Source organism: Bordetella sp. N (assembly GCF_001433395.1).
In the GTDB taxonomy this organism is placed as follows: domain Bacteria; phylum Pseudomonadota; class Gammaproteobacteria; order Burkholderiales; family Burkholderiaceae_B; genus Bordetella_C.
Map to the genome: position 1 here is coordinate 5542183 of NZ_CP013111.1, position 12674 is coordinate 5554856.

Consider the following 12674-nt stretch of genomic DNA (forward strand, 5'->3'; position numbering starts at 1 on the left):
TAGCCGTCGCGCGACCGGCCTGCGGGGTGCTTAGACCGCAGGCCCGGCCGGCACTCAGTTCATCATGTTTTCAGTGAACCACTTGCGCCACTCGGCCGTCTTCTCCGCGCGCAGTTTGTCGTCGATGACGATGGCCTGGGTGTCCCATTGCTGTTTGGTGGTGAACACGCCAGGCAGGGCCGCGTCTTCCGCCGACACCTTGGCGTCGTCGATAACCGGGCTGGCCTTCTTGGCGGCGACGATCTTGCTTTGCACTTCGGGTGACAGGGCGATGTTGATGAACTTGTACGCCAGGTCGGTCTTGGTGCTGCCTTTCATGATGCCCATCGTGTCCACGCCCAGCACCGCGCCTTCCTTGGGCATGACCACCTTGATCGGCACGCCTTGACCGATCATGTAATAGGCATTCATGGACAGCAGGACTTGCACGGGCGTTTCGCCCGAGGCGATCAACTGCTGGCTGTTGGCGTCGTTGGTATAGAAGGCCTTGAAGTTCGGCTTCAAGGCTTTGAGCTTGTCCTCGCCTTTCTGCCAGGTGGCGGCGTCGCCGCCCGACAGCATCGCGGCGACGGTGATGATGTGGCTGGGATCGAAGTCAGGCGCCGACAGCTTGCTCTTCAGGGCCGGGTTCCACAGGTCGTTCCAGCTGTCGAACTTGATGTCTTTGGGCACCAGGTCCGGCCGGTAGCCGATGGTGTAGACATACGCCCAGCTGCCCACGTGGTAGGGGCTGATCTTGGCGCGATCGACCAGGTGCGAATAGTTGGGGATCTTGCCGGTATCGAGCTTCTCGTACAGATTGGCGCTCACATACAGCCAGCCGATGTGCGAGGTGGTGAAGGTGATGTCGCTTTCCGGCTTGCCTGCCAGCTTGGCCTTGTTCAGACGGTCTATGGTGCCGCCGGTGATGTACTTGACCGGCACGCCGGTCTGCTTCGTGAACTCCTTGCCTATGGTCTCGTCGATCAAGTCGCGGAAACTGCCGCCCCAGGTGCTGACTACCAATGCGTCCTCGGCATGCGCCGCGGCGGAGAATAAGGCGCCGGCAAGCATGCCGACCGAGAGTAGCTTTCTGATCATCACGAACCCCTTGTAGAACCATCGCTGGTGATTGAAGTGTGTGCAGCGTCGAGAAAATTCCTTAAGCGTTCGCAGGCCGGCGCGTCGAAGAAGGTCTTGGCCGGCCCGGTTTCGACGATCTCGCCCCGTTCCATGAAGACGCAGCGGTCCGCCACGCGGCGCGCGAAGCCCATTTCATGGGTGACGCAGATCATGGTGATGCCGGTCTGGGCCAGGTCTTCCATGATGCGCAGCACCGAGCCCACCGATTCCGGATCGAGGGCGGACGTCGGTTCGTCGAACAGCATGATGCGCGGCTTCAGGCACAGCGCCCGCGCGATCGCCACACGCTGTTGCTGGCCGCCCGACAACTGGATGGGATATTTGTGGGCCTGCTCCGCCACGTTGACCTTGGCCAGATATTCCTGCGCGATGGCCTCGGCTTCCTTCTGCGGAACCTTGAGGGCGAGCTTCAGCGCGAAGGTGCAGTTCGCCAACACGGTCATGTGCGGGAACAGGTTGAAGCTCTGGAACACCATGCCCAGTTCGCGGCGGACTTTTTCCACGTCCTCCTGGCGGCGCGTCAGCCTGATGCCGCTGACGTGTATGTCGCCGGCGTCGTGCTGCTCCAGATGATTGATGCAGCGTATCAAGGTCGATTTGCCCGAGCCAGAAGGGCCGCACAGCACCACGATCTCGCCGCTGGCCACTTCAAGATCAATGTCCCGCAAGGCGTGGAAGGTGCCGTAGAACTTGTTCAGGCCGGTGATCGACACCGCGGGCGCCAGGCCTTGCGTGGAGCGGGTTTGCGGCATGGCCAGGTCGGAGAGGATTGCGCTCATGATGAGGTCAGGCCCTGACGAGATAACGGTTGAACTTCCGATCCGCCATGGAGAAAGCCAGGCGAATCCCGTTGGTGATGCACCAGTAGATCGCGGCCGCCGTCATCAAGGGCGTGAAAGGGTCGTAGGTGTAGTCGAAGACGGTATTGGCGGCCGCGGTCAGGTCCACCAGGGTGATGGCGCTGACCGCCGCGGTGCTTTTCACCATGATCAGCAGTTCGTTCTGATACGCCCGCAGCACGTAGCGCGCGGCCATCGGCAGACGCAGGCGGAACAGGATCTGGCGCGGTTTCAGGCCCAGGGTCGCGGCCGCTTCCAGGGTGCCTTGCGGCACCGCCGCCAGTCCGCCCCGGATGATCTCGGCCATGAAGCCGGAGTGGGTCAGCGCCAGGCCGATCCACGCGCAGACGTAGGCGTTGGAGAACAGGTTCCAGAGGAAGGTTTCGCGCACGAGGGCGAACTGCGGCAGCCCGCTATAGATCAGATACAGCAGCACCAGGCTGGGCACGCCGCGGAAGAAGCCGATGTACGCGGCGGCCAGGACGGAACGGGGCCCGGGCCGGAAGCGCGCCAGGGCGATGGGCAAGGCCAGCAGCAGGCCGAAGACCAGCACGGGCAGCAGCACCGCGAAGGTGGTTGCGGTGCCGGCCAGCAGCTTCGGCAGGCTGTCCCAGGCGACTTGTGGGTCAAAGTGCATGGGACGCCCCCTTGGACACGACGGGGTGGAAGCCGCGTCCTGCCCAGTGCTCCACATTCCTGGCCACGTAGTACGTCAGCCAGGTCATCCCCAGGAAGAAGGCGGACGCCAGCAGGTAGTAGATGAAGGGTTCCTTGGTCACGCCGGACGCCAGCTTGGCGTAGGCCATGATCTCCTTCAGGCCGATCAGGGACACCAGGGCGGTGTCCTTGAGCACGACGATCCACATATTGGTCATGCCGGGCAGCGCCAGGCGCAGCATCTGCGGCAGGATCACGCGCAGCCAGATGGTGCCGCGCGGCACCAGTAGCACGCGCGCCGCTTCGAACTGCCCGTGCGGCACGTTCTGGATGGCGCTGCGTATCAGGTCGGCCAGATAGGCGCCGTAGACCATGCCCAGGGCGGTGACCGCCGCCATGAAGGGCGTGACCTCGATACGCGCGGCGAAACCGAAAGGCTCCAGCACGCTGCTGATGATGTCCGACCCGCCGTAATAGAACAGGAAGGCGACCAGCAGCGACGGCACGCCCGTGAAGATGGACGCGTAAGGCACCCAGATGAGCCTGGTCAGCAGGCGTGGACGCAAGGTGGCCAGGGCGAACACGGTGCCGATCGCCAGGGCCAATAGATAGGCGCACACCGCGACCTGGATCGTGGTGAGGGCGCCCATCCCTAGTTGTTGCACAAACCCCATCGACGGCATGGTGGTAGTCCCGGCAAACAGGTAAAGAGTTGGAAGATGCCCCGCCTTACTTGCAGGCGGCTTCCTCTGGCAGCAGCGCCACTTCCATATACTTCTTGCGCAAGGTGGTGAACGTGCAGTCCTTGATGATGGTGTCCAGGGTGGCGTTCATGCGATTGAGCAGCTCGGCGCTGTCCTTGCGCGCGATCCAGCTGGATCCGGCCTCGCCGCCACCGGTCCACAGGTCGCCGCCTGCGAATTTCCAGTTCTTGCCCTCGGGCTTGGAAAGGAATTCATTGGTCCAGCTGATCTTCGGGCCCAGGCTCATGTCCAGACGGCCGTTCGCCAGGTCCAGGCGGATCTGGTCGGGGTTGTCGTAGAACACGATCTGCACGGCATCGCCGAATTGCTCGGTCACATACTTGGCTTGCGCGGATCCGCGTTGCAGGCCGATGCGCACGCCCTTCAGGCCCGCCTTGGTGAACTCGTAGTTCTTGTTGGCCGGCACCACATAGGAATCGGGATTGAACAGGACGGGGCGGCCGAACAGCACCTTTTCCTTGCGCTCGGGCAGCGGCTTGGTCTGGCTGACCACGGCGTCCAGCTTCTTTTGCAGCAGGGCGGGGATCAAGCCCTTGAAGTCCATGACCACGATTTCGCAGTCGACATTCATGCGCTTGCACATTTCGCGCGCCAGGTCCGGTTCCAGGCCGGTCAGGCGGCCCGACGGGTCCACCATGCTGAAGGGTGGGTAGCTGCCTTCATTGCCCAGCACGAGTTTTTCCGCGTGGGCGGGCGCGAAGGCGCTCGCCAGCAATGAGACACTGGCCAGCGCGATGGCGGCGATGGTGCGATCAACAGTCATTCGGTATTCCCCTTGTATATGTTCGTAGCTTCCGACAGTCAGCCCCGCCGCCATCGGAAGGTCCCGCTTATCAGGTCAGGTCGGGTTCGCGATCCTTCCCTTGAAGAGTTCACCGTAGCCGGGCTTGGCGCCGGCGGCGCCGGTCAGTTCCAGGCAGTGCCAGAACGACGCCTGGATGGCGGAAATCACCGGCTTGCCGAGTTCCTTTTCCAGCGCCTCGATGGCGCCGACGGTCCTGAAATTCGTGCACGACACAAAGATGGCCGTCGCTTCCGGATGGTCCACGGACATTACGTGGTCGTAGACCTGTTCCAGCGACACTTCGGCCAGGGCGTGATCGTCGGAGATGCCCAGGTGGGCGCTCTTCACCACCTGGTGGCCGTTCTCTTCAAGGAAACGGATGGCGCGCTCGTGGATCTCCGGCAGGTAAGGCGTGGCCAGCGCCACCTTGCCGGCCTTCACCTGTTTCAGCGCGGCCAAGGTCGCCGTCGACGCGGTGGTGATCTTCGGTCCGGGCACCCATTGCTGCAGTTTCTTGATCAGCGCCTGGTCGTAGGCCGTTCCGTGCAGGAAGGACGCGCTGGTGCCGCCGAACAGCAAGACGTCGATGGGCGCCGCGCCGGCCATGCGGGCGGCTTGCTCCAGCTCCGGCGCGTTCATCATTTCCTCGATGCCCTGGACCGTGACCTTGGGCAGCTTGATGCGCGCGGTATGGGTCGATACGCCAGGGGCCGACATGGCCCACATTTCTTCTTCCATCACCACGCTGGACGCAATGTAGATCAAGCCTATGCGGGCCAGGTCGCCTGAACCGTCATAACGGAACGGGGGATAGGCTTTGGCGGGAGGGGAATTCGATGAGCTGTTCAACGCAGAGGCTCCATGGGGTGGGATCTGTGGCGGGCAGCCGCCCTGGGGTGGCGATAGTGTGTCCACGCGGCGCGGGCTGCGTCAACGCCAACCAATGATGAGAGAGACGACCTGAGCGACCAAGTCGCCTTTTCCTTATGCAGGGATCAAATTTCCCGATGGCTGGTGGCGGACGCCATCGGACGGGCCCGCGTCGGAATTTCCGAGACGGGACACCGGAAAAAACAAATAGGCGCGAGCGGGGGATGGACCGACCATCAGCGGGCGTTCAAAGGCCTTGCCGCCTGTGCTTCCTACCAGGGCCTCCGGATAAACCCCTAGTTCATCGAAGAGCCATGAAACACACCCGCATCCGCACCTTCAATACCAAAGCGACCTATCCCGAGCAGAGCCTGGACAACGATCTGTGCCAGGCGGTTGTCGCGCGTGGCAGCACCGTCTTCCTGCGCGGGCAGATCGGCCAGAATCTGGACACCTCCGAAAGCGTCTGCATCGGTGACGCCGCCGGCCAGGCCGAGCAGGCCATGAAGAACATCGACATGCTGCTGCGTGAAGCCGGCGGCGAGCTGGAGCATATCTGCAAGATCACGATCTACATCATCGATCCGCGCTACCGCGAGCCGGTCTACCGGGTGGTGGGCAAATGGCTCAAGGGGGTGTTCCCGGTGTCCACGGGCATCGTGGTGTCGGCCCTGGCGCGCCCGGAATGGGTGGTGGAGATCGACGCGACTGCGGTTATTCCCGATTGACTGAAACCGAGGCCAGGTAATGACTTTCTCGATCATTGCGCGTTGCCCGACGTCGGGCCAGTTCGGCGCGGCGGTATCGTCGTCATCGCCGGCCGTCGCGGCGCGCTGCATCCGTGCGCGCGCCGGTGTCGGCGCGGCCGTCAGCCAGAACATCACCGACCCCGCCCTGGGGCCCGCCATCCTCGACGCGCTGGCCGCAGGCCTTACGCCTGATGCCGCACTCGCGTCCCTGCAAGCGCGTCCCTATCTGAGTTATCGCCAGCTGATGGCCATCGACGCGACCCATGCGCCGGCGGTCTTCACCGGCTCGGACGCACTGGGCCGCCTGGCCAGCGCGAAGGGTGAGCATGCCAGCTGCGCCGGCAATATGCTGGCGACCCTGGACGTGCCGACCGCGATGCTGTCCGCGTTCGAGCGGGCTCAGGGTTCCTTGGCCGAACGCCTGATGCAGGCCCTGCTGGCTGGCCAGGCGGCCGGCGGCGAAGAAGGGCCTGTGCACTCCGCCGGGCTGTTGGTGGTGGGTGAGCTGGATTGGCCCATAGTCGACCTGCGCATGGATTGGGTGGAGTCTTGCCCGGTCGAAACCTTGTACGAAGCGTGGAAGGTGTATGAGCCGCAAGTGCAGGACTACATCACACGGGCGAGGAATCCGACGACGGCGCCCAGCTTCGGCGTGCCGGGCAACCTGTGAGCGTGGCGCGTGAGTTCGAAGCGCGAGGCCGACGTGCGAGAAAACCCGGGGGGCGGCGCGCCCCTTAATCGGGACATAGTGGATACACTTTGCCAGATCCCGTTCTCTCTCCCCGGACTATGCTCAATCGCATCTCGCTGCGACAGATGGAGTACTTCGTCGCCACGGCCAAGCACGGTAGTATCGCCGCGGCTTCCGCTCAAATCCATATCTCGGCGCCGTCGATTTCGGCGGCCATTGCTCACGTCGAAACGGAACTCGATGTGCAGCTGTTCGTGCGACATCCTTCCAAGGGACTGGCGCTTACCGTGCTTGGCCAACAGGTCATGCGCGAATGCGAGGACCTGCTTGAGCGTGCCTCCCGGCTCTACGAGATCGCCTCGGTTTCCAGCAATGCCATCCAGGGCACTTTGCGCGTGGGCTGCTTCCAGTCGCTGGCGGCCATGATCGCGCCGGAGGTCATCTTCGGTTTTTCGCGGGCGTTCGAGAAAGTCGACCTGCACATGGTCGAAGGCGACCAGCAATTGCTGATCGAGAAGCTGCATACGCTGGAGATCGACATCGCGCTGACCTATGACTTGCGTCTGGGCGACGAAATTTCGTTCGAAGCGCTTGCGCATCTGCCGCCGCACGTCGTGGTCAGCGAACTGCATCCTCTGGCGCAACAGATCGCCGTGACCCTGGATGAGCTGGCGCAACTGCCCATGGTCTTGCTGGACCTGCCCCTGAGCCGGGACTACTTCATGTCCCTGTTCGCCAAGCATGGCCTGGAACCCAATATCGTCGCCCGCTCCCGTTCCGAGGAAGTGGTGCGTTCCATGGTCGCCAACGGCATCGGCTATGCCTTGTTCAACGTGCGGCCGAAATCGACGCAGTCGCTGGACGGCAAGCGCCTGGTGCGATTGCGTCTGGTGGGCGAGCACCGGCCGATGCTGCTGGGGCTTACCACCTACAAACCCATGAAGCCGTCGCGCTTGACGGAAGTGTTCATGCAACGCTGCCGCGCGTATATCTCGGATCAATACATACCCGGCATGAGCGAGGGCAGCTTCTTCGATCCCTACGTTCCGCTGCCCGAGCCCTGAGGCCCTATTCCCATGAGCACACCCCTGCCCCAAACCAGCCTGGCGCTGCTGCGCGAACTGCTCGTCTTCCCTTCGGTGACGTTGACGCCTAACCAGGGTCTTATCGAGCGCGTGAAAGCGATCCTGGCCGAAGTCGGCATCGAGGCCCAGGTGGTCGCCGACCCTGACGACGCCAGCCGCTGCAATCTGTTCGCCACGGTCGGTCCCAAGGATGTGCCCGGTGTCGTCCTGTCCGGCCATACCGACGTGGTGCCCGTCGAGGGCCAACCCTGGACGGTCCCGCCCTTCGCCGCGACGGAGCGCGACGGCCGCGTCTATGGCCGCGGCAGCGCGGACATGAAGGGGTTCGTGGCCTGCGCCGTCATGGCCATGGTGCGCGCCGCGGACCTGCCCTTGAAGCGGCCACTGCATATCGCCTTGTCTTTCGACGAGGAGATCGGCTGCGTGGGGGTGCGCCACCTGATCCGCGCGCTGGAACACATGAAGCCCGCCCCCACCCTGTGCGTGGTGGGCGAACCCACGCTGATGAAGATCGGCACCGGCCACAAAGGCAAGGCGGCCTACCGGGCGCTGTGTTGCGGCCAGGCGGGTCATTCGGGGCTGGCGCCGCGTTTCTTCAATGCCATCCATACGGCGGCCGATCTGGTGTCGGCCTTGCGCGAGGTGCAGCGCGAACTGGCGGAGGACGGGCCCCGCGAAGAAGGCTATGCGATCCCTTACACGACGGTGCACGCCGGCACCATCAAGGGCGGCGCCGCGCTGAACATCGTCCCCGAGAAGTGCGAAGTCAGTTTCGAGATACGCAACGTGGCTGAAGATGACCCGACGCATATCCTCGCCCGGGTGCTGGCACGGACGCAGACGCGGATGCGGGAGTCTCAGGCTGAATTCCAGACCTTGCCGGACGCGCCGCCGCCCGCGGTGGAGCTGGTCAATGCCTATCCTGGCCTGACGACCGCCGACGATTCCCCTGGCGTGCAGCTGCTGTCTTCCTGGCTGCCCGAGGGCACCGGCCTGACCAAGGTGGCGTTCGGCACGGAGGGCGGCCTGTTCCAGCGCCAATGGCGCGACACGGCCGTGCTGGTGTGCGGCCCCGGCAGCATCGAGGTGGCCCACAAGGCCGATGAATACGTCGAAGTTGCCCAGCTCGACGCCTGCGACGCGATGCTGAAGAATTTGACGGCTTATCTGCTCTGAACGGCGCTGCTGCCCCCTTGACTCTGGCCCTGGCTGCACCATAAGCATGTTTGATGCTTCAAATCAGTTTTACTTCATCATGAGGGCCTGTCATTGACGGCGCGCGTGATGCAGCCATAGCCTTTGCGGTGTCAACCACCACGAGGCATGGCATCAAATGGAAACGCGGGTAGATGTTGCAGTCATCGGTCTGGGCGCCATGGGCAGCGCGACCCTGTACCAGCTTGCGAAGCGCGGCGTAAAGGCCGTCGGCATCGAGCGCTACACGGCGCCGCACACGCTGGGCTCCAGCCACGGCGAAACGCGAATCACCCGGCAGGCCGTCGGCGAGGGGCCGGACTACGTGCCGCTGGTGCTGGCATCGCACCGGATCTGGCGCGAACTGGAGGCCGCCACCGGAATGTCGCTGTTCAATAGCTGCGGCACGCTGATCATGTCGCCGCGCGATAACAAGGCGCTGCATCATGGGATGCCGGATTTCGTCGCGCGGTCGATCAGCAGCGCTGAAGCTTTCGATATTCCGCACGAGGTCATCGACAGCGCCGCCATTGCGCGGCGTTTTCCCCAATTTACCGGGCTGTCCGGGCGGGAATGGGCCTGCTTCGAGCCGGGCGGCGGTTATGTGCGCCCGGAGGCATGCATGGAAGCCCAGCTCATTCGCGCGCAAGCGCTGGGCGCGGAGATCCGCAGCAATACCGTGGTGCAGAGCGTCGAGCAGACAGCGGGCCAGGTGCGCATCGTCACCGATCAGGGCACGATAGTCGCCGACCAGGTCGTGGTGGCCGCCGGCAGCTGGTGCGCCAGCCTCCTCGGAGGGGCGTTCGAACGCCTTCTGACGGTCACTCGCCAACTGCTGCACTGGTACGAAATCGAAGACATGAGCGCCTGGCAGCCGGCCTCGTCCCCCGTGTTTATCTGGATGCACGGCGAGCAGGAAACCGACTATTTTTATGGCTTCCCGCCCGCAGCGGGAGATCCGCGCCTGAAAGTCGCGACGGAGCAGTACGCCACCAGTACGACGCCTTACACCATCAATCGCGAGGTCGCGCCGGAAGAATCCGCGGCGATGTACGAGGCCAATGTCCGCGGCCGTCTGGCGGGTGTTACCGCGCGCGTGGCGAAGGCGGCCGCCTGCCTTTATACCGTTACGCCCGACCGCCGCTTCATCATCGACCGCCATCCGGAGCATGACCGTATCACCGTCATCTCCGCCTGCTCGGGACACGGCTTCAAACATTCCGCCGGCATCGGCGAGGCGGTGGCGCAGCAGGTGGTGGAAAGCCGTAGCGATATCGATCTTGCGCCGTTCTCCATGGCGCGGTTCCAGTAAGCGAAGTCCAAGACTCGATTGAACCCGCGCGGCGCCGATGGGACCGCGCGGAGTACATAAAAGCGTGCAATCCAGGCGCATCCAATCTACAAGGGGTAGTGATGATGAAATCGTTCCTGCGCGGAGTTTTTGTTTCGATGGCACTCGCCGGTGTGCTCAATGCGGCCATGGCGGCGGAAGGCGTCGACGGTATCAAGAAGCGAGGCACCCTGGTTGTCGGGGTGAAGGCCGATTACAAGCCGTTCGGTTTCCGGTCGCCCGAAGGCGCGGTCATCGGCATAGAGCCCGACCTGGCCGCGGACCTGGCCAAGCGTCTGGGTGTGAAGCTTGAGCTCGTTCCCGTCGTGGCGTCGAACCGCATCGAATTCCTGCAGCAGGGAAAGATCGACGTCCTGCTGGCGACGATGTCCGACACGCCGGAGCGGCGCAAGGTCGTGCAGGCAATAGACCCGCCGTACTACTCCGACTTCGTCAATGTGCTGCTGCCGAAGTCGAGCAAGATAGGCGATTGGGCGGATCTCAAGGGCAAGACACTGTGCGCTACCTCGGGGTCCTGGTACAACAAGGATGTCGCCCGCACCTATGGTGCCGAACTCTCCGCGTTCGATGGATCTGAGAAGCCGCTGCTGGCGCTCAAGCAGGGCAATTGCGTGGGCTATGTCTACGACCAGACGTTCATCCAGGGCCGTCTGCTCGAAGCCGACTGGAGCGGCGCTTACGCCATGCCCTTGAAGGGCGTGTTGCCAACGCGCTGGATCATGGCCGTGGCACCGGGCAACGATACCTTGAAGACTTTCCTGGAAGGCGCCACCAAGGACTGGATGAAGAGCGGCCTGATCATGGCCGAGGAAAAGAAGTTCGGTATCACGCCGACCGAATACGCACGCGCGATGCATGACCAGATGGCGGCGCCCGCCAAGTGACTCCGCTCACCACGGCCGACCATCTGGGGATTGCCGCATGGACTTCATCGCAGGGTGGTTTCATCACCTGTACGAGACGACCGGGCTGAACTTCACGGTCTTCTACGACCCTTACGACTGGCATCGCTATCTGGGCGGGTTGGCGACCACGGTGCTGCTGTGCATCGTCACCATCGTTCTCAGTCTGGTGATCGGCGCGCTCGGCGCCTTGTTGCAGAGCGCGCCGTCACGTCTGGCGCGTAATGCGGTGCATGTGTTCGTCGTGGTGTTCCGCAATACGCCGCCGCTGGTGCAGATATTTTTCTTCTACTTCGGCATAGGCGCGATCCTGCCAGCCAGCCAGGGGGCCGATGGCATGCGGCTGCCCATCATCAGCAATGTGCAGTGGGCCATCATCTCCCTGTCGCTGTTCGCGGGCGCGTTCAATGTCGAGATCTTCCGCTCCGGCATCGAGGCCATTCCAAAGACCAGTGTCGAAGCCGCCGAGGCCCTGGGCTACACGCGTTTCAAAGCCTACGTCCACGTCATCCTGCCGCTGGCGCTGCGGGTGTGCCTGCCCGCCTTGAACAACAACCTGGTGAATCTCGTCAAGACCACGACGCTGGCCTATGCGATCGCGGTGCCTGAAACGCTTTACGAAGTGAAGCAGATCTGGGGGGAGTCGCAGAATGTACTGGAGATGATGCTGGTGTTGTTCATTACCTATGGCGTGCTGGTGGGCATCCTGGTCCTGATCATGCATGGATGGGAACGCATGCTGCGTATTCCGGGGTATGGGCGATGACGGCGCAAGACCTTAGCCATGGCACATGTGCCACCAAGCCAACCGCCGCCGTGGAATCAACGCCAACGCCGGCGCCGTTCGCCGTGCTGCTGCCGTTCGAAATCAAGCGCACCCGCTACGCTGCCGGTCCCGGCTCAATGCGCGTATTGCGCGTGGCAGGCGTGGCAGGCGTGCTGGTGGCCGGCTCGGCCTGGGCGCAGACCCACGCCGACCAGCTCCCGCCCCTGGACGTGATTCTTAAATGGTCGCCGCTGCTGTTGCAGGGCTTCGCCTTCAACATCCTGATTTCGCTGATCGCCATGCTGCTGGGCACCGTGGCCGGGCTGGGCCTGGGCGTAGGATTGTTGTCGAACAATCGGGCATTGCAGCGAGGGTCCTGGGTCACCACGCAATTTTTCCGCAACGCACCCTGGCTGGTGCTCCTGTTCTGCGTCATGTTCCTGGTGCCTTATCAGATCACGATAGCGGGATTGCGTATTCCCTTGCCCGACTGGATCAAGGCGACCGTGGGCTTCGCGCTGCCGGTGATGGCCAACGTCGCGGAGATCGTGCGCGGCGCGGTGCTGTCGGTACCGGTCACGCAATGGGAGGCGGCGGAGTCACTGGCTTTTTCACCCAGGCGGATCTTCTGGCGCATCATCCTGCCCCAGTGCGTGAAGCGCATGACGCCGCCCTGGATGAATCTGTACGCGCTGGTCACCATGGCGACGGTGGAGGCTTCCATCGTGGGCGTTTCGGAAATGCTCACGCTGACGGCCGACGTGCACTCGTCGGAGGGGAGCCGTCCCGCGCTGTTCGCGCCTTTGTATGGCTTCGCGCTGATATGCTTTTTCCTGTATTGCTACCCTATCGATCGGTTGACAGCCAGACTGGAGCGGCGTTTCCATGTTCATTGAACAG

Annotated in this window: 14 protein-coding genes; 8 read left to right on the forward strand and 6 right to left on the reverse strand. The window is 63.3% G+C overall.

The window, feature by feature from the left end:
* Positions 1-54: 54 nt before the first annotated feature.
* From ASB57_RS23960 to ASB57_RS23985, 6 genes are all read right to left on the reverse strand, one after another.
* Positions 55-1080, reverse strand: a complete 1026-nt coding sequence (locus ASB57_RS23960; protein ID WP_057654455.1) for a PotD/PotF family extracellular solute-binding protein — start codon at positions 1078-1080, stop codon at positions 55-57.
* Entirely contained in the window at positions 1080-1874 is a 795-nt protein-coding gene (locus ASB57_RS23965) for an amino acid ABC transporter ATP-binding protein (protein ID WP_057656399.1), read from the reverse strand. The genes ASB57_RS23960 and ASB57_RS23965 overlap by 1 nt, the downstream gene beginning before the upstream one ends.
* Positions 1875-1908: 34 nt before the next feature.
* Positions 1909-2598: an ABC transporter permease subunit gene (locus ASB57_RS23970; RefSeq protein WP_057654456.1), complete on the reverse strand. Its 690-nt coding sequence runs from the start codon at positions 2596-2598 to the stop codon at positions 1909-1911.
* Positions 2588-3301 carry an ABC transporter permease gene (locus ASB57_RS23975; protein WP_057654457.1) on the reverse strand — a complete coding sequence of 238 codons (714 nt, stop codon included), beginning with the start codon at positions 3299-3301 and terminating at the stop codon, positions 2588-2590. The genes ASB57_RS23970 and ASB57_RS23975 overlap by 11 nt, the downstream gene beginning before the upstream one ends.
* A 46-nt stretch (positions 3302-3347) precedes the next feature.
* Positions 3348-4145 (reverse strand): transporter substrate-binding domain-containing protein, encoded by a 798-nt coding sequence (locus tag ASB57_RS23980; protein WP_057654458.1) that lies wholly within the window; start codon positions 4143-4145, stop codon positions 3348-3350.
* A gap of 75 nt (positions 4146-4220) precedes the next feature.
* Positions 4221-5015, reverse strand: a complete 795-nt coding sequence (locus ASB57_RS23985; protein ID WP_057654459.1) for an aspartate/glutamate racemase family protein — start codon at positions 5013-5015, stop codon at positions 4221-4223.
* Positions 5016-5350: 335 nt separating this feature from the next.
* Here ASB57_RS23985 and ASB57_RS23990 point away from each other — a divergent pair, with 335 nt between their 5' ends.
* From ASB57_RS23990 to ASB57_RS24025, 8 genes are all read left to right on the forward strand, one after another.
* The gene (locus ASB57_RS23990; RefSeq protein ID WP_057654460.1) at positions 5351-5764 is read left to right on the forward strand and encodes a RidA family protein; all 414 of its coding nucleotides are present in this window, start codon (positions 5351-5353) and stop codon (positions 5762-5764) included.
* 19 nt (positions 5765-5783) lie between these two features.
* On the forward strand, positions 5784-6455 hold the full coding sequence (locus ASB57_RS23995; protein ID WP_057654461.1) for a DUF1028 domain-containing protein: 672 nt from the start codon (positions 5784-5786) through the stop codon (positions 6453-6455).
* Positions 6456-6574: 119 nt separating this feature from the next.
* Positions 6575-7540 (forward strand): LysR substrate-binding domain-containing protein, encoded by a 966-nt coding sequence (locus tag ASB57_RS24000; protein ID WP_057654462.1) that lies wholly within the window; start codon positions 6575-6577, stop codon positions 7538-7540.
* Positions 7541-7552: 12 nt separating this feature from the next.
* Positions 7553-8737, forward strand: a complete 1185-nt coding sequence (gene argE / locus ASB57_RS24005) for an acetylornithine deacetylase (RefSeq protein ID WP_057654463.1) — start codon at positions 7553-7555, stop codon at positions 8735-8737.
* Between the two features lie 157 nt (positions 8738-8894).
* Positions 8895-10067, forward strand: a complete 1173-nt coding sequence (gene solA / locus ASB57_RS24010) for an N-methyl-L-tryptophan oxidase (RefSeq protein WP_057654464.1) — start codon at positions 8895-8897, stop codon at positions 10065-10067.
* Between the two features lie 137 nt (positions 10068-10204).
* Positions 10205-10990, forward strand: a complete 786-nt coding sequence (locus ASB57_RS24015) for a transporter substrate-binding domain-containing protein (RefSeq protein ID WP_231755232.1) — start codon at positions 10205-10207, stop codon at positions 10988-10990.
* A gap of 37 nt (positions 10991-11027) precedes the next feature.
* Entirely contained in the window at positions 11028-11774 is a 747-nt protein-coding gene (locus tag ASB57_RS24020; protein ID WP_057654465.1) for an amino acid ABC transporter permease, read from the forward strand.
* 50 nt (positions 11775-11824) lie between these two features.
* The gene (locus ASB57_RS24025; protein ID WP_231755233.1) at positions 11825-12670 is read left to right on the forward strand and encodes an amino acid ABC transporter permease; all 846 of its coding nucleotides are present in this window, start codon (positions 11825-11827) and stop codon (positions 12668-12670) included.
* Positions 12671-12674 lie beyond the last annotated feature (4 nt).

Coding starts and splice junctions, on each gene's coding strand:
- ASB57_RS23960 (WP_057654455.1), bottom strand. CDS start 1,080: ATGATCAGAAAGCTACTCTCGGTCGGCATGCTTGCCGGCGCCTTATTC.
- ASB57_RS23965 (WP_057656399.1), bottom strand. CDS start 1,874: ATGCCGCAAACCCGCTCCACGCAAGGCCTGGCGCCCGCGGTGTCGATC.
- ASB57_RS23970 (WP_057654456.1), bottom strand. CDS start 2,598: ATGCACTTTGACCCACAAGTCGCCTGGGACAGCCTGCCGAAGCTGCTG.
- ASB57_RS23975 (WP_057654457.1), bottom strand. CDS start 3,301: ATGCCGTCGATGGGGTTTGTGCAACAACTAGGGATGGGCGCCCTCACC.
- ASB57_RS23980 (WP_057654458.1), bottom strand. CDS start 4,145: ATGACTGTTGATCGCACCATCGCCGCCATCGCGCTGGCCAGTGTCTCA.
- ASB57_RS23990 (WP_057654460.1), top strand. CDS start 5,351: ATGAAACACACCCGCATCCGCACCTTCAATACCAAAGCGACCTATCCC.
- ASB57_RS23995 (WP_057654461.1), top strand. CDS start 5,784: ATGACTTTCTCGATCATTGCGCGTTGCCCGACGTCGGGCCAGTTCGGC.
- ASB57_RS24000 (WP_057654462.1), top strand. CDS start 6,575: ATGCTCAATCGCATCTCGCTGCGACAGATGGAGTACTTCGTCGCCACG.
- argE (WP_057654463.1), top strand. CDS start 7,553: ATGAGCACACCCCTGCCCCAAACCAGCCTGGCGCTGCTGCGCGAACTG.
- solA (WP_057654464.1), top strand. CDS start 8,895: ATGGAAACGCGGGTAGATGTTGCAGTCATCGGTCTGGGCGCCATGGGC.
- ASB57_RS24015 (WP_231755232.1), top strand. CDS start 10,205: ATGGCACTCGCCGGTGTGCTCAATGCGGCCATGGCGGCGGAAGGCGTC.
- ASB57_RS24020 (WP_057654465.1), top strand. CDS start 11,028: ATGGACTTCATCGCAGGGTGGTTTCATCACCTGTACGAGACGACCGGG.